This is a genomic window from Streptomyces sp. NPDC002835 (genome assembly GCF_053591995.1).
This window is the reverse complement of sequence record NZ_JBSFUW010000001.1, coordinates 17,272-36,066: the sequence shown is the minus strand read 5'-3', so window position 1 is coordinate 36,066 and position 18,795 is coordinate 17,272. Positions and strand designations below refer to the sequence as shown.

Here is an 18,795-nt window from a genome sequence, read left to right as displayed (position 1 = left end):
CCGGTAAATTACATCACGTCACATGCCGTCCCTTTTGTGGAGACTTGTTCCCGATGCTGTTTACTGAGGCCGCTGGGAAGGCGAACCTCGTCCCACACTGGAGGTCCCGGTGACGACACGTGGCGTTCTGTACGTTCACTCCGCACCGCGCGCGCTGTGCCCGCACGTCGAATGGGCGGTCGCGGGTGTGCTCGGCGTCCGGGTCCAGCTGGACTGGATCCGGCAGCCCGCATCGCCCGGCACGTGGAGAGCCGAGTTCTCCTGGCAGGGGGAGTCGGGAACGGCGTCCAAGCTGGCGTCCGCGCTGCGCGGTTGGCACCTCCTGCGCTTCGAGGTGACGGCGGAGCCGTCCGCGGCGGCCGAGGGCGAGCGCTACAGCGCCACGCCGGAGCTCGGCATCTTCCACGCCGTGACCGGCATCCACGGCGACATCCTCGTCCCCGAGGACCGGCTCCGGGCGGCGCTGGCGCGGTCCGCGCAGGGCGAGACGGACCTCGAGGCGGAGGTCGCCAAGCTGCTCGGCAAGCCGTGGGACGACGAGCTGGAGCCGTTCCGGTACGCGGGCGAGGGAGCGCCGGTGCGGTGGCTCCACCAGGTGGTCTGACGGGCCGGGGGCGCCGCGCCCGTTGCCGGCGGGGCCGGGAGTTGGGCGGTCTTGCCGGGGCGCCGCCCCGAACCCCGCGCCTCAAACGCCGGCGGGGCTGAAGTGGCCGGGCCTGCGTCCCCGAAGAGCCTGCGCCTCAATCGCCGGCGGGGCTGGAGTTGCCCCGTGGACGCTCCTGTTTCGCGCAGCGAGGTCAGGCGTGCCCAGCTCGGGCTGGTTTGCCGCGCAGCGGCATTTCCAGCCCCGGCCTGGGGGTACTCCCCCTACGCCTGGCGGCCGTGGGAGGTGTCCCTACCCACGGCGGCCAGGCGTAGGGGGAGATTGAGGCCACCGCGCGGAGCGCGGTACTGGGCCCGGGCGGAGCCCGGTTTCGGGAAGGGGCGGGATGGGGAAAAAGAACGAGGCCCGCGCCCCCGAAAGGGCACGGGCCTCGCCGCACAGCACATGGGATCAGACCGTGCGGAACGCCAGCACCACGTTGTGGCCGCCGAAGCCGAACGAGTTGTTGATCGCCGCGATCGTGCCTTCCGGCAGCGCGCGCGGCTCGCCGCGGACGATGTCCGCGTCGACCGTCTCGTCCAGGTCGTCGACGTTGATCGTCGGCGGGGCCGTGCGGTGGTACAGCGCCAGGACCGTCGCCACGGTCTCGATGCCGCCCGCGCCGCCCAGCAGGTGACCGGTCATCGACTTGGTCGCGGAGACCGCGACATGGTCCAGCTCGTCGCCGAGGACGGCGCGCAGCGCCTTGATCTCGGCGACGTCACCCTGCGGCGTCGACGTCGCGTGCGCGTTGAGGTGCACGACCTCGGACGGCTTGAGGTCCGTGGTGTCCAACAGGTTCCGCAGGGCCGCCGCGATACCGCGGCCCGTCGGCTCCGGCTGCGCGATGTGGTGGCTGTCCGCGGACAGGCCCTGGCCCAGCACCTCGCAGTAGACCTTCGCGCCGCGCGCGGCAGCGTGCTCGGCCGACTCCAGGATGACGACGCCCGCGCCCTCGCCGAGGACGAAGCCGTCGCGGGCGGTGTCGTAGGGGCGCGACGCCTTCTCGGGGTCGTCGTTGTTCTTGGACATCGCCATCATGTTGGCGAACGCCGCGATCGGCAGCGGGTGGATCGCCGCCTCCGTGCCGCCGGCGACGACGACGTCGGCGCGGCCGGTGCGGATCATCTCGACGGCGTAGCCGATCGCTTCGGCGCCGGACGCGCACGCGGAGACCGGAGTGTGCACGCCCGCCTGGGCGTTCACCTCCAGGCCGACGTTGGCGGAGGGGCCGTTCGGCATCAGCATGGGCACGGTGTGCGGGGAGACGCGGCGTACGCCCTTCTCCTTGAGCACGTCGTACTGGTCGAGCAGAGTCGTCACGCCGCCGATGCCGGAGGCGATGACGGTGCCCAGCCGGGCAGGGGTGACGGCCTCGTCCTCACCGGCGGGCGCGGTGTAGCCGGCGTCGGCCCACGCCTCGCGGGCCGCGATGACGGCGAACTGCGCGGAGCGGTCGAGCTTCCGGGCGAGCGGGCGCGGCAGAACCTCGCCCGGGTCGACCGCGGCGGGCGCCGCGATCTTCACCGGCAGGTCGGCGAAGCGCTCGCCCTCGAGCAGCTTCACACCGGAGCGTCCGGCGATGAGACCTTCCCAGGTCGATGCGCTGTCGCCACCCAACGGTGTGGTTGCGCCGATACCGGTGACGACCACGGTGCGATTGGTCGAGTTCACAGGAATTCTTTCTCCACGATTAGAGGGTGCTGAATTTTCACGGCGCCACCGGAGGGTGGCGACAAACGCGCTGAAGACTCAGGCCTGGTGCTTGAGGATGTACTCCGCGGCGTCGCCGACGGTCTTCAGGTTCTTGACGTCCTCGTCCGGGATCTTGACGTCGAAGCGCTCTTCGGCGGCGACGACGACCTCGACCATGGACAGCGAGTCGACGTCCAGGTCGTCCGTGAAGGACTTGTCCAGCTGGACGTCCTCGGTCGGGATACCGGCGATCTCGTTGACGATCTCGGCGAGACCTTCGACGATCTCTTCCTGCGTGGCGGCCATGATGGCGCTCCTTCGGTGGTTATCAGAGGGTGTGGCAGTAGCCGTCCGGAAGATCCGTACGGTGCCTAGGGGAGGGTAACGACCGTCGCGGCGTAGACGAGACCCGCCCCGAAGCCGATGACGAGCGCGGTGTCGCCGCTCTTCGCCTGTCCGGTCGCCAGGAGCCGCTCCATCGCGAGCGGGATCGAGGCAGCCGAGGTGTTGCCGGTGGTTTCCACGTCGCGGGCGACCGTGACGTGCTCCGGCAGTTTCAGCGTCTTCACCATCGAGTCGATGATCCGCAGGTTGGCCTGGTGCGGGATGAAGACGTCCAGGTCGGCCGCGGTGATTCCGGCGGCGTCGAGCGCCTGCTGGGCGACCTTCGCCATCTCGAAGACGGCCCAGCGGAACACCGCCTGGCCCTCCTGCGTGATGGCGGGGAACTTGATCTCGCCGCGCTGGTTGAGCGGCAGCTTCGTGACGTCGCCGCCGTGGAAGTCGTTCCACGGCACGGTCTGCTTGATGGTCTCGGACTTGTCGCCCTCCGAACCCCAGACCGTGGGACCGATGTGCGGTTCCTCGGAGGGGCCGACGACGACCGCGCCGGCGCCGTCGCCGAACAGGAAGGCCGTCGCACGGTCCTCCAGGTCGGTCAGGTCGCTCAGCCGCTCCACGCCGATGACGAGGACGTACTCGGCGGAACCCTCGACGATCATGCCCTTCGCGAGGGTCAGCCCGTAGCCGAAGCCCGCGCAGCCGGCGGAGATGTCGAACGCGGCCGGCTTGCCGGCGCCGATCTTGTCGGCGATCTCGGTGGCCACCGCCGGGGTCTGCTTGAAGTGCGAGACGGTGGAGACGACAACGGCGCCGATCCGGTCCGCCGTGATCCCGGCCTCTGCGATGGCCTTGCCGGAGGCCTCGACCGACATCGCGGTCACGGTCTCCTCCGGGGAGGCCCAGTGGCGGGTCGAGATGCCGGAGCGGGAGCGGATCCACTCGTCGGAGGAGTCGATCGTCTCGAGGATCACCTCGTTGGGCACGATCCGGGTGGGGCGGTAGCCGCCGACACCCAGGATCCGCGCGTACGGGGCGCCCTTGCTGGGCTTGATCTTCGACATGCTCTACGGCTCCTTGTCAGGCTGCTGAAAGCTCGGTGACGAGCGTGCGGGCCGCGTCGAGGTCGTCGGGGGTCTTCAGCGCCAGCGTCCGGACGCCCGGCAGCGCGCGCTTGGCCAGGCCGGTGAGAGTGCCACCGGGGCAGACCTCGATGAGGGCGGTGACGCCCTGCTCCTTGAAGGTCTCCATGCACAGGTCCCAGCGGACCGGATTGGCGACCTGACCGACCAGACGGGAGATGACGTCGGCGCCGTCGGCGACGATCCGCCCGTCCTTGTTCGAAATGTACGGGACGGCCGGGTCCGAGGCCACGAGGGCCTGTACGGCCTCTTCGAGCTTCGTGACGGCGGGCGCCATGTGGTGCGTGTGGAACGCGCCGGCCACCTTCAGCGGCAGCACCCGGCGGACGCCCTCCGGCTTGTCCTCGGCGAGCGCCGCGAGCTGCTCCGCGGTGCCGGCGGCGACGATCTGGCCGGCGCCGTTCACGTTCGCCGGGGTGAGCCCGAGCTTCTCGAGGTGGGCGACGACCGTGTCGGCCTCGCCACCGAGCAGGGCGGACATTCCGGTCTCGGTGACCGCGGCGGCCTCCGCCATCGCCAGGCCACGCGCCCGTACGAGCTTCAGCGCGGCGGTGTCGTCGAGGACACCGGCGAAGGCGGCGGCGGTGATCTCGCCGACGCTGTGGCCGGCGACCGCGCCGGGCGCCGTCTCACCGAGCGCCGACGCGGACAGCAGTCCGGCGGCGACCAGCAGCGGCTGGGCGACGGCGGTGTCGCGGATCTCGTCCGCGTCGGCCTTCGTGCCGTAGTGGGCAAGGTCGAGCCCGATGGCGTCCGACCAGGCCGCGATGCGGTCGGCGGCGCCGGGGAGGTCGAGCCAGGGAGTCAGGAAGCCGGGCGTCTGAGCGCCTTGGCCGGGAGCGACGAGTACGAGCACCCTCACACTCTCTCTTGTGGACGGTCCGGCACGCCCGTGAGGACAGGGACGAAGAACCGTCAGGGGATTTGTTGGTGTCCCACAAAAGTCTAGGGCTGAGCATCTCCGTCGGCCAGACGCCCGAGGATGAGGGCGATTCGCAGCGTGAAGGCGGAGCGTACATCCGAAGGCGACCATCCGGTGACGTCTGTCACACGTCGGAGCCGGTAGCGCACGGTATTGGGGTGAACGAAGAGCATCCGAGCCGCGCCTTCCAGGCTGCTCGCCTGTTCCAGATAGACACTCAGAGTTTCCAGCAGAGCCGAGCCGGCCTCTTCGAGTGGTCTGTAGATCTCCTCCACCAACTGCTCGCGCGCCGCAGGGTCGGAGGCGATGGCGCGCTCCGGCAGCAGATCGTCCGCGAGGACCGGACGCGGCGCGTCCTGCCAGGCGGAACACGCCTTCAGCCCCGCCGCAGCGGCCTGCGCGGACCGGGTCGCGGCCAGCAGGTCGGGCACGATCGGCCCGGCGACGACCGGCCCCGCCGCGTACGGGCCGATGAGGGCCTTGGCGACCTGGAGCGGATTGTCGCTGCCGCCGGCGATGACGACGAGCCGGTTGCCGAGCACCCCGGTCAGCACCTGGAGCTTGGCGTGCCGGGCGGCGCGGCGGATCGCCTCCACGGTCAGTTCGCTGTCGCCGTCCGGCGCTGTGCCGAGGATCACGCACACATGCTCGGGGGAGTTCCAGCCGAGCGCCGCGGCGCGCGACACCGCGCCCTCGTCGGCCTCCCCGGACAGCACCGCGTTCACCACGAGCGATTCGAGTCGGGCGTCCCACGCGCCGCGGGCCTCCGCGGCCTGCGCGTACACCTGGGCGGTGGCGAAGGCGATCTCCCGCGCGTAGACGAGCAGCGCCTCACGCAGTACGGACTCGTCGCCGGGGGCGGCGACCTCCTCGATCGCCGTCTCCATGACCTCGATGGTGGTGCGCACCATCTCCACGGTCTGACGCAGCGTGATCGCCCGGGTCAGTTCGCGGGGCGCGGTGCCGAAGACGTCGGTCGAGATGGCCTGCGGGGTCTCCGGGTGCCGGAACCACTCGGTGAACGCGGCGATGCCGGCCTGGGCGACCAGCCCGATCCACGACCGGTTCTCCGGTGGCATCGCCCGGTACCAGGGCAGTGACTCGTCCATGCGGGCGATCGCGTTCGCCGCGAGCCGGCCGGACGACTGCTCGAGGCGGCGCAGGGTCGCGGAGTGCGGGTGGGAGGAGTTCGCTGCAGGTTCGGGCACGGGACAAGAGTGCCTTATCGGGACGGGCGGCCCGCGTGCCGGGGTTCTTGTTCACCGTGACGACATGTACCCGCTCCCCGCTACGGTGGTGGCGTGATATCCGTTCGGCGCGCTGGTGAGCGCTACAGCGGCGGCGATCTCGCGGCCGGCATCGAGTCCCTGCACGCGTTCTCCTTCGGGCGGCACTACGACCCGGACAATCTGCGCTTCGGCGCGATCCTCGCCTGCAACGAGGAGCGGCTCGCGCCCGGCGCCGGCTTCGACGAGCATCCGCACAGCCACACCGAGATCGTCACCTGGGTCGTCGAGGGCGAACTCACCCACCGCGACTCGGCCGGCCACGCGACCGTCGTCCGCCCCGGCGACGTCCAGCGCCTCAGCTCGGCGGGCGGCGTGCGGCACGTGGAGCGCAACGACGCCGGCGTCCCGCTGGTCTTCGTCCAGATGTGGCTCGCCCCGCTGGAGCCGGGCGGGGAGCCGTCGTACGAGATCGTGCGCGGCATCGCCGACTCCACGCCGTACGCGCTCCCCGAGGCGGGCGCGATGCTCCACGCCCGGCGCCTCGCGGCGGGCGGGCGCAGCGCCGTACCGGACGCGCCGTTCGTGTACGTACATGTGGTGCGCGGTCAGGTGCGTCTGGGGGAGGCGGAGTTGGGGCCGGGGGACGCGGCGCGGATCACGGACGCGGAGGGGCCGGCGCTGGCCGCCGTGGACGCGGCCGAGGTGCTGATGTGGGAGATGGCCGCGCGGTAGCGCCGGTGCCCTGGCCGCCTTTCAGGTGCGCGGGCGGACGTGGAGGTCCGCCCCGCTGCTGCCCGGCCCCGCCGCCTCGGGCAGCAGCCTCATGTCGTGTCCGTAGTCCCCGCCGGTCAGAGTCCGGTACGGGATCGGCTCGTCGGTGAACAGCCCGTCGAGACGCCGCCCGTACGCCCGCTCCGCCGCGGCGTACCGCTCTGCCGTCAGGCTGTTCGCGTCGTACACCGCGAACGGTTCGAGCGGCGCGATGCCGGCGAACCAGAACACGCCGTGCTGCACCGGGTGGAGCAGGTCGGACAGCCGGCCGTGGATGCCGCGCTCGGACAGCGACGGCTCCGACGCGCCGATCGTCACCGACAGCAGCGCACGCCGCCCTGCCAGGGCGCCCTCGCTGTACGGCGGCGGAAGGCCCGGGCCGTGGGCGAAGCCGAAGGTGAACACCCGGTCGAACCAGCCCTTCAGGATCGCCGGCACCGAGAACCACCACATCGGGAACTGGAGGATCACCGCGTCCGCCTGGAGAAGTTTCCGCTGCTCGGCCTCGATGTCCGCGTGCAGCCGGCCGGAGAGCGTGGCCTCTTCATGGGCGGCCAGCACCTCGAGCCGCCGGTCGGCGGGACGGTCGGGGAAGTCGTCGGCGTCCACCGTCGCCTTCCACTTCATCGCGTACAGGTCGGACACCTGGACCTCGTGCCCCGCCGTGCGCAGGCGCTCGACCGCGAACGAGGTGAGGGAGGCGGTGAGCGAGCGGGGTTCCGGGTGGGCGCTGACGACGAGGATGTTCTTGCGCTGCTGCGGCGCTGATTCGGTCATGCCGCCACGTTCTCCCGGGCGCGTACGGGTAGCCAGAGCCCTGTTCGACCACGGGAACGGCGGTCCTGGTACTGCCAGGTCCACCCGGACTTGCGTGCATGCTTGAGCGCATGGACGGCGTGAAGCAGATCGAGCGCACAGGTACGGGCGGGAAGGCCACCCGCGCCGGCGGAGCGACCGGCGACGTCACCGGTGACAGGAGCGGCGACGGGATCGGCGACCCGCGGCGGGCACTCGGCGGCTTCCTGCGCGCCCGCCGCGAACGTGTCGCCCCGGAGCACGTCGGTCTCACGGGCGGCGGCCGCCGCCGGGTACGGGGCCTGCGCCGCGAGGAGCTCGCCCAGCTCGCCGGGATCAGCGTCGACTACTACGTGCGCCTGGAACAGGGCCGCGCCACCCAGCCGTCCGCCGAGGTGCTCGACGCGCTCGCCCGGGCGCTCGGCCTCGACGCGGCGGAGCGCCGCCATCTCGCCACGCTCACCACCACCCGGCGCGGCCCCGCGCCCACGGCCCGTGTCAGCCCCCTGCTCCGGCGGCTCCTGGACGGCATGGCGGACTTCCCGGCCTTCGTGACCGATCCCCGCAGCAACGTGGTGGCCTGGAACCGGCTGGGCGGCGAACTGATGGGCGGCCTCGGCCGACCCGGCGGCCGCGACCTCAACAACGCCAGATTCCTGTTCTTCGACCCCGCCTCGCGGGACGTCTCCCCCGACTGGGAGGAGCGGGCGGCGGAGGCCGTAGGCCAGCTGCGGGTCTCCACGGGGCGCTACCCCGACGACCCGGAACTGGCCGCGCTCGTCACCGAACTGCGGTCCGGAAGCGAGGAGTTCCGGCGTATCTGGGACTCGGGCGAGGTGCTGATGTGCGGCGCGGGCCGCAAACGGCTGCGCCACCCGGTGGCCGGGCTGCTCACCCTGGACTACGAGACCCTGCACGTGCCCGCGGAGCCCGGCGAGACCGGCCTGGTGGTGCACGTCTTCAGCGCCGCGGAGGGCAGCGCGGACGCCGGCGCGCTAGCGCGCCTGGCGGACGCCGTCGGCCGGCGCGGCGACGGGGACCGGCCCGGGCGGTAGGGACCCGTGGCTCCGGCGCGCGTCCGGCTACGGGTTGCGCTCGTCGGTGACCGCTGCCGGGAGCGGCGACGCACCGCCGTACGGGGTGCACACCTCGGTCTTCTTGTCCTTCAGCACCGCGCACGCGCGTACGGCCGCCGGGTAGGGCGCCTCGAGCATGGGTGAGTAGGTGTCCTTGTCGTACGAGATCGAGCGCTCGGCCGACTGGTCGTGAGGGCCTTCGACGCGTGCGGTGTCGCCGATCTGCGCTTCCGTGATCCGGGCCCATGCCGCGCGGCAGCCGGGGCTGTAGCGCAGTTCGAGGTAGGAGCTTCCGATCTTCTCGGCCGCCGCGGTCCACACCCCGATGTGGCAGTCCATGCGCTGGGCGTCCTTGTTGCGGCACTCGAAGTCCACACACTTCGCGACGCCCGCCTTCGTGACGGGCTTGCCCGAACTGGAGCCGGGGGACATGAGCATGCCCGCGACGAGGCCGGCGAGCATTCCGAGGGCCGTGCCGGCCCAGGCGATGGCCCGCCAGCGCCGGGGGGCGGCAGCCGGTTCCCCGGCGGGGGCCGGCGTCTCTTCGGCGGAGGGCGCCGCGCCGGGAGGTGCTGCCCGGGGCTCCGGCGGCTCCGGCTCGGCGTTCTCCGGAGTCTTCCCCTCCTGTTCCCGCTCGGTGACGTCGAGCAGGACCAGCAGCCGGTCCGGTTTGACCGAGACCGCTCGGGCGAACTCCTGCACCGCCTGTCTCGGAGGCAGCGCCTTCCCGTTGAGATAGCGCTCCCAGGACGACTTGCTGTAACTCGTACGTCCGGCGAGCGTGGCCAGGGTCATCCCGCTCCGCCGGCGCAGCAGCCGCAGATGCTCCACCAGGGGACCGGCCTGCTGCCGCGCACCCTCGGCGTTCTGTCTCCCGTCCTGTCCCGTCCCCACTTGGTCTCTTGCCCCCTGCCCCGTACGTCCCCCTGCTGCGGGGACTGCTGACACGTCCCGGCCTCATCATGTCCCATCCGGTTCCCACGGCTCCACCAGGGCCTCTGACACTCCGTCAGCGCGGGAGGAAACGGCCGACGATGACGAAGGGTTCGCCGCCGCGGCGAGCTCAGTCCTGCCAGTGGAAGAGCAACGTCCACACGTCCAGCGGGACGCGGTCGCCGAAGTGGTAGACGCACAGGCCGGTGACCGTGAGGTCGTGGGCGGTGTCGTCGATCCAGCGGAAGCCGGCGGCTTCGAGGGCGTCGCGGGGCGAGGCGCCGTCGCGGCCGGTCGCGAACGGGCCGAGGGTGCTGATCAGGACCGCGTGCTCCGCCTCGCCGTACGCGATCCGGTAGTACGTGCCGCCGCCCTGCCGGTAGTGGTCGCCGGCGGACACCGGTGTCCCGGGCGCGAGTCCCGCCGCGCTCAGTGCGGCCGTCGCCCGGCGGAGCTGCTCGTCCATGCCGGGGCGGGCGGGCGGCTCGGTGCACAGCGCCTCGACGCGCCAGCGCGGGTCGCTCTCCCGCCGGCAGCGGGGCGCGTACTCGTGCACGATCGCGACCCGCAACTCCTCGTCCAGGCCGGGCACCTCGACCCGGGGACGGCCGAGGCGGTCGTAGATCCGCCGGATCTCGTCCGCGTCCTCGGTGAGGCGGTGCAGGGCGCACGCCGCCCACAGACCGGCCTCCGCGGTGGGGGCCTCGTCGATACAGGCGCGCAGCCGGTCCGGGTCGCCGGCGAGGGACTGGGCGAGGTGGGCGACCGTACGGTCGGGGTCGGCGAGGGCATACGTCACGTCCTCGCCCGCGCGGGCCGCCGTGCGGACCCGGAACGCCCGGTCCTCGGGGCGTCCGTCGCCGACTTCGTTCAGGACCGCCTCGATCCCGCGCCGGGCGACCAGCCCGTCCAACCCCGCCTCACCCGCCGTCCGTTCGTGGCGCCAGGGGCTCGCCGCGAGCGTGGTGAGCCCGGTCACCGCCGTGAGGTCGCCGAGCCGGCCCCGGGTCGCCAGGACCGCGTCCGCCGTGCGATCCCGCTCGTGCCGCCGGTCCTCGTGCGTGAGCCACGGCAGCAGCTCGTCCCGGTCGCCGAGGACGGCGAGCAGCGCCCGGCGCACCTCGCCGGTCTCCTCGTCGTCCCGGATCCGCGCCAGCAGACCGGCCACGTGTGCCTCGGGCACCCGCCCGTCCAGCGCGACGACGCACGCCCTGCGCCGGAACCACGGGTTCGCGGTGTCCGCCGCGTACCGCGCGAGCGCATCGGGTGCGAGCGCGCTCAGTTCGGGGTCGATCCGCAGGGCTCCCGGCGGGAGCAGCGCTTGTGTGTATCGCATCGCGGGGATGCTACGTGTCGAGCCCTGGGAGGGGCCTTCCATTTGACGTCCCGGGCCGCTTCACAGGCGTACATGGGTCACGGGGTGGTTGCCGCAGGCCGGAACGAGTAGGCGGCTTCCAGCCGACTTGTGACGGAGAAGTGCTGCTGTGGGCACTGCTCCTTTTCGTGCTCCGCGCATTCAACTCACGCTGTGAACAAGGTATTCGCGGTATTCGCGCCGTGGCCAACCGCGCAAGCGGTTTTCCGTCGGGTGGCCCCGGCCCCGAAGTCGGCTCTTGCCGCGTGCCGTTGACCTGTGTCTATGGTGAACGCGCCCGAGGACTTCGCCACATCCTGCCCGAGGAAGGCCGGCGCTGCGGCCAAGGTCGCCCTCTACACGGTGGCAGTCAGCAGTTGCTGGGCCGATCTGACCGGGCCGGGGTGAATGGAAGGCCGAGAACGAGAGCATGAAGGCGGCTGCTCTGGCCTACCAGGTGCGGATTACCGGCGTTCCCGCGGGCATGGTGTACCGGCTCGCCGCGGCAACGAAGTCAGGATGGGTGAAGTTCGACCGGCATCAGCGTGCACCGCTTCCCGTCCGGTGGAGTCCTGGACATCGTCGCCGAACTGGCCGACGGTCTCGGCGCCGCCATCGTTGTTCCGGACGGTGGCCTGGTGAGCAATGAGGAGCAGCGCGCGAACCTGCCGGAGGGGCTGCGGAACATGGCCAGTGTCGTCGAGATGACGGGCCCGGCCGTGCGGGGGGCGCTCGAAGACTGACGACACGGCCCGAGCCGGCGGCGCACCGCCTGACGTGACGCCGCACGGTGCGGGCCGCGCACTTCCGCCGCGGCCCGCCATGGCTCAGCGCAGCGCGCTGCGCGCCTGCCAGTCCGTCCAGGAGACGTTCCACGCGCCGAAGCCGTTGCCCGGTGCGACGACGCCCTTGGTGTCCTTGCCGGTGATCTCGAACGGGTCGCCCGGCCGGACCTGGTCGTAGAACCAGGCGGCGTTCGCGTCGCTCATGCCGATGCAGCCGGAGCTCATGTTGGCCCTGCCGAAGTACCTGTCGTTCCACGGCGCGGCGTGCGCGTACATCCCGGACCAGGTCAGCCGCATCGACTTGTCGACCATCTTGTCGTAGGCGTCGCCGAGGCCGACCGTCTCGGAGTTCATGTTGATCCTTCCCTCCTTGGCCATCAGCACCGCCGTGCCGCGCCAGGAGCGCTTGTCGCCGCCGGGGGTGCCGCCGGAGACCGGGATCGTACGGACCGGCCGCCCGTCCCGCTCCAGGCTGAGCCGCTTGCGGTCGAGGTCGACCTTGACGACCTGGCCCGCGCCGACGGTGAACGCGGTCGAGTAGTCGCGGACGAACCAGCCGCCGTCGCCGGAGTCGGTGCCGTTCAGCTCGGCCCGGAGGGTGACCTTCGTACCGGGCTTCCAGTACTCCTTGGGACGCCAGTCGATCCGGTCGCGGCCCGAGTGGTCCTCCAGCCAGCCCCAGGAGCCCTCGGTGCCGTTCGAGGTGGTGAGCTTCAACTGCCGCTCCACCGCAGCCTTGTCGGTGACCGGGTGGTCGAAGACGAGCGACACCGGCTGGGCGATGCCGACGGTCGTGTTCACGCCCGGCCGCCAGTCGACCTTGTTGACCTTGTCGGCCGGCGCGGTGGTGAACGTGGACCTGGCCGTGCGCTTCGTACCGGCCTCGGTCGCCGTCACGGCGGTGACCGTGTACGAGGCGCCCGGGACGGCCTTGCGCGCCGAGGTCCAGCTCGCCCCGTCCGCCGAGAGCTTGCCGGCGACGCCGTCGCCCTCGGCGTCCGTCACGGTGACCGAGGTGAGCCGGCCGCCGGTCGCCGTGACCTTCACCGGCTCGCCGGCCGGAGCCGCCCTGCCCTTCGGGGAGACGGTCACGGTCGCTGGACGGTCCTCGACCGCCACGGACCCTCCGCCCTTGCCGTCCGCGGCGGGCGATGAGGATCCCGGGGAACAGGCGGCGAGCGGCGCGAGCAGCACCGCCGCCGCCGCCGCGACATGCACACGTACGGGCCTGCGTATGTGGCTCAACGGAGCCTCCGTCAGTGGTGATTCGGGTGGGACACGGCGACTGTAGGACGGAGGAATCGCAGGTGAGCGGCGCTGCGGCCATGTGACGGCGACTGCAGGGAAACGGTCGTCGTCCGGTCACATTCGCCGCGCCGAGCGGTCATGGACGGCTGTGAGCATCCTCGGCGTCCCCTGGAGATCCGGGCCGTCCGGCAGGGGATCCGGGCGTTCCCCAGAGAGAGGCTCACACCGTGTCTGCGCTGCTCGTGACGGCCGACCGCGGCCAGGAAACACCGCTCGCGCCCATCACCCCGGCCGCGTACCGCCAGTTCCTGGCGTCCGGCGAGGGGGCGGCGCTGGGCGCCGGGTTCCTGCAGTGTCCGTCGTGGGCGCAGGTCAAGGAAGGCTGGCGGGCCGAGCTTGTCGGCTGGGGGCCGGACCCGGTGGCCGGGATGCTGTCGGGGGTCACGCTGGTGCTGCTGCGGCAACTGCCGGGTACCCGTAAGTACTTCGCGTATCTGCCGGAGGGGCCGGTCGCCGACTGGGCGGACCCGGGCATCGACGGCTGGCTCGGCCCGCTGCTGCGGCATCTGCGCGCGGCGGGGGCGTTCGCCGTACGGATCGGGCCCTCGCCCGCGTACCGCCGCTGGAGCGCGGCCCGGCTCAAGTCGGCGACCGGGCCGGGGCGGCGGCTGGCGGACGTCCTCGCGAGCGAGGTGGACCCGCTGGGCACCGCGGTCTCCGAACGGCTCCGGGCGCGCGGCTGGCGGCGCTGCGGCGGCGAGGAGGACGGGGACGCGCAGCCCCGGCACGTCTTCCAGGTCCCGCTCACCGGCCGCACCCCGGACGACCTGTGGTCCGGGCTCAACCAGGAGTGGCGGCGCAATGTGCGGCGCGCGAATAAGTCCGGCGTCGAGGTGGTCGTCGGCAGCGCGGCCGAACTGCCCGAGTTCTACCGGCTGCTGCGGATCACGGAGGAGCGCGACGGCTTCCGGCTCGGCCGGTCGCTCGCGTACTACGAGCGCCAGTACGCGGCGCTCAATGCGGAGGAGCCGGGCCGGATGAAGCTCTACCTCGCCCGCCACGGCGGCGAGATCCTCGCCGCGCACACCATGATCCACGTGGGCCGCCGCGTCTGGTACCAGACGGGCGCCTCCGCCGACCACCGCCGCGAGGTCCGCCCCTCGAACCTGCTCCAGTGGCGGATGCTGCTCGACGCCCAGGCACTCGGCGCCGACGTCTACGACATGCGGGGAGTACCCTCCACCCTCGACCCCGACGACCGTCCGTACGGGCTGCTGCGCTGGAAGCTCGGCACGGGAGGGGAGGTAGTCGAGACGCTGGGGGAATGGGAGAGACCGTTGGACGGCACGGCCAACCACGCGCTGTACCGCGCGTTCCAGACGTACCTGGCGCGCCGGTGACGGCGGGACACACCACGGCGGTCACGTCCGCCGCCGAGGCGGCGCCGGCCCGGGGCCCGTCCGTGCTGCGCAGCGGGGCCGTCATGGCGGCCGGGTCCGTCGTGTCGCGGGCCACCGGGTTCGTGCGGTCCGCCGTCGTCGCCGCCGCGATCGGGGTCGGGGCCGTCGCCGACGGGTACGCCGTCGGCAACTCCGTACCCACCATCGTCTACATGCTGCTGCTCGGCGGCGCGCTCAACGCCGTCTTCGTGCCCGAGCTCGTCAAGGCCGCCAAGGGGCACGGGGACGGCGGCGCCGCGTACACCGACCGGCTGCTCACCGTCTGCGTCCTCGCCCTGCTGGTGCTCACCGCCGGCGCTGTCTGGGCCGCGCCCGCGATCATCGACGCGTACACCGACTACCCGCCCGGCCAGACCGCCATGACGGTCGCGTTCGCCCGCTACTGCCTGCCGCAGATCTTCTTCCTGGGGCTGTTCACGCTCCTCGGCCAGGTCCTCAACGCCCGCGGCCGGTTCGGCGCGATGATGTGGACGCCCGTCCTCAACAACGTCGTCGTCATCGCCGTCTTCGGCCTCTACCTCGCCACCGGCGACGGCGGTTCGCTCACCGCCGCCGAGACCGCGCTGCTCGGCTGGGGCACCACCGCGGGCATCGCCGTCCAGGCCCTCGCCCTGGCGCCCGCGCTGCGCGCGGCCCGCTTCCGCTACCGGCCCCGCTTCGACTGGCGCGGCAGCGGGCTCACCCGGCCGCTGCGCAACGCCGGGTGGCTGGTGCTGCTGGTGCTCACCAACCAGGCGGCGTACTGGGTGACGACCCGGCTGGCCACGTCGGCGGGCCTGCACGCGCACGCGGACGGCGTCGACGGAGGCGCGGGCTTCAGCGCGTACAACAACGCCTACCTCCTGTGGGCCGTCCCGCACGGCATCGTCACCGTGTCGCTGATGACGGCCCTGATGCCCCGGATGAGCGCGGCCGCCGCCGCCGCCGACACGGCCGGGATACGGCGCGACGTGTCGTACGCGCTGCGGGGCAGCGCGGCGGCCGTCGTCCCCGCGGCGTGCGTGCTGCTGGCCCTCGCACAGCCGGTGATGGCGCTCGTCTTCCAGTACGGCGAAACGGACGCGGACGACGTCGCCGTCATGGCGGGCACGCTGATGGCGTTCGCGCCGGGGCTCGTCGCCTTCTCGGGGCAGTACGTCCTCTCCCGCACGTTCTACGCACTGTCCGACACCCGCACCCCGTTTCTTCTCAACCTGGTGATCGCGGGCCTCAACGCGGGCCTGTCCGTGACGGCGTACGTGCTGCTGCCGGCGCGCTGGGCGGTGACCGGTATCGCCGGCGCGTACTCGCTGGCGCTGTGGACCGGCTGGGCGGTCACCGCGCTCGTCCTCCACCGCCGGCTGGCGGCGCGGGACGCGCGAACGCCCGGAGCGTGGCGTTCCGCCGCCGTCGCCGCGCAGGCCCGGCTGCTGCTCGCCGCCGTCCCGGCGACGCTCCTCGGGTACGGCGCGGCCCGCTGGGCGGCCCCCGCCGGGGCGGCCGCGGCGGCCGGGGCCGGGGTACTGGCGATCGCCGCCGTCTTCGTGCTGCTCGCCCGGCCGCTGCGGCTCGCCGAGGTGCAGGGCCTCGTCGCGGGCGCTGCCGCGCGACTGCGGCGCCGTTGACCTGGACCCGACCGACCTTCCGCCTCCGACCCCCAGGGATACTGCCCAGATGCCTCGCGTGCTCCTCATCGAAGACGACCCCTCCGTGCGCGAGGGCGTCGAACTCGGACTGCGCCGCCGCGGCCACGAGGTGCGGACCGCCGCCACCGGTGAGGCCGGGCTCGCCGCGCTGAGCGAGTTCCGGCCCGACCTGCTGCTGCTCGATCTGATGCTGCCCGGCATGAACGGCGTGCAGGTGTGCCACCGGGTACGCGAGGACAGCCAGCTGCCGATCATCATGCTCACCGCCCGCGGCGACGACTTCGATGTCGTCATCGGCCTCGAGGCGGGCGCCGACGACTACATCGTCAAACCCGCCCGCACCGAGGTCATCGAGGCCCGCATCCGCGCCGTACTGCGCCGGATCGAGGACCCCGGCGGCGGCCGGCCCGCCGTCGAGTTCCACGGCGAGCTCGCCGTCGACCGCGCCGGGCTGACCGTCGCCAAGAACGGCGAACGGATCGCCCTCGCGCCCTCCGAGATGAAACTCCTCCTGCATCTGACCGCCGCGCCGGAGCAGGTCTTCAGCCGGCAGCAACTGCTGGAGCACGTGTGGGAGCACAGCTACCACGGCGACGCGCGCCTCGTCGACGCGTGCGTACGCCGCCTGCGGAACAAGATCGAGGACACCCCGGGCAGCCCGAGCTACATACAGACCCTGCGGGGCTTCGGCTACCGCTTCGGACCGCTGTGAGGCTCCGCCGCCGCACGGATGCCGCGGCCGGTGACCGCCGGATCGCCCCCTTCGGGTTGCGCACCCGCCTCGTCCTCGCGTTCCTACTGGTCGCCGCGGTCAGCGCGGGGACCACCGCCACCCTCACCTACCGCGAGGCGCGCAACGCCGTGCTGGCCAGTGCCCAGGACATCGCGGTCGCCTCGTTCCGCGAGCAGGTCGAAACCCTGGCCCCGGAGCTGCCGATCGACCCGGAGCTGCTCCGGGAGTACCTCTTCGTCATCGCGAGCCGATCCAAGCCGCACCCCTGGGTCGTCTTCGCCGAGTACGGTTCGCTGCGCGTCTCCTCCGGCACCAACCCCACTTCGACCGTCATCACGCCGGATCTGCGACGGATGACCCTTGCCCGCTCCCGGGGCAGCTTCCAACGGGTCGTCAGCGACGGCGTTCCGTATCTGACCGTCGGGGTGCCCGTCCTGGTGCGCACCGGCCCCGGCAGCAGCATGCCCAGCGGACTCGTGCTGTTCGCCGTGATGCGGATGACCGACGAGGAGGCCAACGTCGACGCCCTCGTCACCGCCGCCCGCGACGGGGCACTGCCCGGACTCGCCGTCGCCCTGATACCGGCGCTGATCGCCGCGCGCGGTGTGCTGCGCCCGGTGCGCCAACTGCGGCGCGCCGCCCGCTCGATGGGCAGCGGCCGGCTGGACACCCGTATCCCGGTCCGGGGCAGCGACGAACTCTCCGACCTGGCCCGCACGTTCAACGAGTCCGCCGGCCAGCTCGAACGGTCCGTGGACGAACTGCAGCAGGCGGAGGCGAGGGCCCGGCGCTTCGCCTCCGACGTGTCGCACGAGCTGCGCACCCCGCTGGCCGGGATGCTCGCCGTCACCGAGGTGCTCGACGAGGACGCCGACGGCCTGGACCCGGACACCGCGCGTGCCGTGCGGCTGATCAGCGCCGAGACCGGCAAACTCGCCGTGCTGGTCGAGGACCTGATGGAGATCTCCCGGTTCGACGCCCGCGCCGCGGAACTGAACACCGACGAGGTCGACGTCGGCGAGACCGTCCGCAAGACCCTCGACCACCGCCGCTGGGGCGAACGGGTCCGCACGGACCTCCCCGACGGCATCCGGGCCCGCCTCGATCCGCGGCGCTTCGACGTCGTCGTCGCCAACCTGGTCGGCAACGCGCTGCGGCACGGCTCGGAACCCGTCACCGTACGGCTGTCGGTCCAGGGCGAAATGCTGGTCATTGACGTGGCCGACAGCGGACCCGGCATCCGGCCCGAGGTGCTGCCGCACATCTTCGAACGGTTCTACAAGGCCGACGCGGCGCGCACCCGCTCGGCCGGCAGCGGACTCGGACTGGCCATCACCGAGGAGAACGTCCGCCTGCACGGCGGGACGATCCGGGCCGCGAACGGACCGGACGGCGGGGCCGTCCTCACCGTCGAGATCCCGCTGCACGGGCCGCACGGCAGCCGGGAGGCGACGGCATGAGAGGACGGATCCGCGCGGCGACGGCCCTGGCGACGCTGCTCGCGCTCACCGGCTGCGGCATCCAGGAGACGGACGTCATCGAGGCGGGCGGCCCGGCGACGCTCGACGTCCTGCCGGCCCGCGAGCACCGCATGATGGCGTTCTTCCTCTCCCCGGACGGCTTGCTGGTGCCGTCGCCGAGAGCGATCGACACGGCGGCCTGGAATGGAACCGTCGGCCCGCAGCCGGGCACCGTCACCGAGCCCCCGTCGACCGCCAAGACGGTCGCCGCCCTGCTGGCCGGCCCGAACGCGGCCGAGCAACGGGCCGGGCTGAGCAACGCGCCTTCGCTGCCCGATCCGTCCACCGCGGCGGAGACCGAGATGTCCGGGGGCACGGCGAGGCTCACGCTGGCCACCGCGCTCGCCCCGCTGAGCTGGACCGCCCGGCAGCAGCTCGTGTGCACCGTGGCCTACGCGGAGAGCGACAACGGCGGTGTGCCGGTGGTCCTGGTGGGCACGGACGGGGCACAGCCCCCCGAGAAGTGCGACAACGGGGCCCGCCGCCCGGCGCCGACCGCGACCCCTTCGGAGACGGGGTGACCTC

At 72.5% G+C, this 18,795-nt stretch carries 19 protein-coding genes; 10 read left to right on the top strand and 9 right to left on the bottom strand.

Annotation, left to right across the window (positions count from 1 at the left end):
* The first annotated feature begins 109 nt into the window (after nucleotides 1–109).
* Nucleotides 110–604 carry a DUF3145 domain-containing protein gene (locus ACWD01_RS00180; protein ID WP_356890125.1) on the top strand — a complete coding sequence of 165 codons (495 nt, stop codon included), beginning with the start codon at nucleotides 110–112 and terminating at the stop codon, nucleotides 602–604.
* A 450-nt stretch (nucleotides 605–1,054) separates the two neighbouring features.
* Here ACWD01_RS00180 and ACWD01_RS00175 read toward each other — a convergent pair whose 3' ends face one another.
* From ACWD01_RS00175 to ACWD01_RS00155, 5 genes are all read right to left on the bottom strand, one after another.
* A complete protein-coding gene (locus ACWD01_RS00175; RefSeq protein ID WP_451156464.1) occupies nucleotides 1,055–2,317 on the bottom strand; it encodes a beta-ketoacyl-[acyl-carrier-protein] synthase family protein in 1,263 nt (420 codons plus the stop codon).
* Between the two features lie 78 nt (nucleotides 2,318–2,395).
* A complete protein-coding gene (locus ACWD01_RS00170; protein WP_138055468.1) occupies nucleotides 2,396–2,644 on the bottom strand; it encodes an acyl carrier protein in 249 nt (82 codons plus the stop codon).
* Nucleotides 2,645–2,709: 65 nt separating this feature from the next.
* A complete protein-coding gene (locus tag ACWD01_RS00165; RefSeq protein ID WP_451156461.1) occupies nucleotides 2,710–3,741 on the bottom strand; it encodes a beta-ketoacyl-ACP synthase 3 in 1,032 nt (343 codons plus the stop codon).
* Between the two features lie 16 nt (nucleotides 3,742–3,757).
* Entirely contained in the window at nucleotides 3,758–4,675 is a 918-nt protein-coding gene (locus ACWD01_RS00160; protein ID WP_451156459.1) for an ACP S-malonyltransferase, read from the bottom strand.
* Between the two features lie 89 nt (nucleotides 4,676–4,764).
* Entirely contained in the window at nucleotides 4,765–5,949 is a 1,185-nt protein-coding gene (locus ACWD01_RS00155) for a PucR family transcriptional regulator (RefSeq protein WP_264243175.1), read from the bottom strand.
* 93 nt (nucleotides 5,950–6,042) lie between these two features.
* Between ACWD01_RS00155 and ACWD01_RS00150 the strand changes: the two genes are divergently transcribed.
* Nucleotides 6,043–6,702, top strand: coding sequence for a pirin family protein (locus ACWD01_RS00150; protein ID WP_451156457.1), 660 nt, complete (start codon nucleotides 6,043–6,045; stop codon nucleotides 6,700–6,702).
* Between the two features lie 21 nt (nucleotides 6,703–6,723).
* Here ACWD01_RS00150 and ACWD01_RS00145 read toward each other — a convergent pair whose 3' ends face one another.
* Nucleotides 6,724–7,518 carry an NAD(P)H-dependent oxidoreductase gene (locus ACWD01_RS00145; protein WP_451156455.1) on the bottom strand — a complete coding sequence of 265 codons (795 nt, stop codon included), beginning with the start codon at nucleotides 7,516–7,518 and terminating at the stop codon, nucleotides 6,724–6,726.
* A 110-nt stretch (nucleotides 7,519–7,628) separates the two neighbouring features.
* Between ACWD01_RS00145 and ACWD01_RS00140 the strand changes: the two genes are divergently transcribed.
* On the top strand, nucleotides 7,629–8,591 hold the full coding sequence (locus tag ACWD01_RS00140; protein ID WP_451156453.1) for a helix-turn-helix transcriptional regulator: 963 nt from the start codon (nucleotides 7,629–7,631) through the stop codon (nucleotides 8,589–8,591).
* A 27-nt stretch (nucleotides 8,592–8,618) separates the two neighbouring features.
* Here ACWD01_RS00140 and ACWD01_RS00135 read toward each other — a convergent pair whose 3' ends face one another.
* Nucleotides 8,619–9,506 (bottom strand): helix-turn-helix domain-containing protein, encoded by an 888-nt coding sequence (locus tag ACWD01_RS00135; RefSeq protein WP_451156451.1) that lies wholly within the window; start codon nucleotides 9,504–9,506, stop codon nucleotides 8,619–8,621.
* Nucleotides 9,507–9,675: 169 nt separating this feature from the next.
* The gene (locus ACWD01_RS00130; RefSeq protein ID WP_451156449.1) at nucleotides 9,676–10,881 is read right to left on the bottom strand and encodes a hypothetical protein; all 1,206 of its coding nucleotides are present in this window, start codon (nucleotides 10,879–10,881) and stop codon (nucleotides 9,676–9,678) included.
* Nucleotides 10,882–11,184: 303 nt separating this feature from the next.
* Between ACWD01_RS00130 and ACWD01_RS00125 the strand changes: the two genes are divergently transcribed.
* The gene (locus ACWD01_RS00125; protein WP_451156447.1) at nucleotides 11,185–11,307 is read left to right on the top strand and encodes a hypothetical protein; all 123 of its coding nucleotides are present in this window, start codon (nucleotides 11,185–11,187) and stop codon (nucleotides 11,305–11,307) included.
* Between the two features lie 137 nt (nucleotides 11,308–11,444).
* Nucleotides 11,445–11,642 carry a hypothetical protein gene (locus tag ACWD01_RS00120; protein ID WP_451156445.1) on the top strand — a complete coding sequence of 66 codons (198 nt, stop codon included), beginning with the start codon at nucleotides 11,445–11,447 and terminating at the stop codon, nucleotides 11,640–11,642.
* An 84-nt stretch (nucleotides 11,643–11,726) separates the two neighbouring features.
* Here the strand turns inward: ACWD01_RS00120 and ACWD01_RS00115 are convergent, their stop codons facing one another.
* Entirely contained in the window at nucleotides 11,727–12,929 is a 1,203-nt protein-coding gene (locus ACWD01_RS00115) for a L,D-transpeptidase family protein (RefSeq protein WP_451156443.1), read from the bottom strand.
* 230 nt (nucleotides 12,930–13,159) lie between these two features.
* On the opposite strand from ACWD01_RS00115, the gene ACWD01_RS00110 reads away from it, so the two are divergent.
* The 5 genes from ACWD01_RS00110 (at nucleotide 13,160) to ACWD01_RS00090 (ending at nucleotide 18,791) form a co-directional block, all read left to right on the top strand.
* Nucleotides 13,160–14,332: a lipid II:glycine glycyltransferase FemX gene (locus ACWD01_RS00110; RefSeq protein ID WP_451156441.1), complete on the top strand. Its 1,173-nt coding sequence runs from the start codon at nucleotides 13,160–13,162 to the stop codon at nucleotides 14,330–14,332.
* An 83-nt stretch (nucleotides 14,333–14,415) separates the two neighbouring features.
* A complete protein-coding gene (gene murJ, locus ACWD01_RS00105; protein ID WP_451157313.1) occupies nucleotides 14,416–15,996 on the top strand; it encodes a murein biosynthesis integral membrane protein MurJ in 1,581 nt (526 codons plus the stop codon).
* A gap of 49 nt (nucleotides 15,997–16,045) precedes the next feature.
* A complete protein-coding gene (locus ACWD01_RS00100; protein WP_451156439.1) occupies nucleotides 16,046–16,729 on the top strand; it encodes a response regulator in 684 nt (227 codons plus the stop codon).
* Nucleotides 16,726–18,210 (top strand): ATP-binding protein, encoded by a 1,485-nt coding sequence (locus ACWD01_RS00095; RefSeq protein ID WP_451156437.1) that lies wholly within the window; start codon nucleotides 16,726–16,728, stop codon nucleotides 18,208–18,210. Before ACWD01_RS00100 ends, ACWD01_RS00095 begins: the two co-directional genes overlap by 4 nt.
* A complete protein-coding gene (locus ACWD01_RS00090) occupies nucleotides 18,207–18,791 on the top strand; it encodes a hypothetical protein (protein WP_451156435.1) in 585 nt (194 codons plus the stop codon). The genes ACWD01_RS00095 and ACWD01_RS00090 overlap by 4 nt, the downstream gene beginning before the upstream one ends.
* The last annotated feature ends 4 nt before the right edge of the window (nucleotides 18,792–18,795 follow it).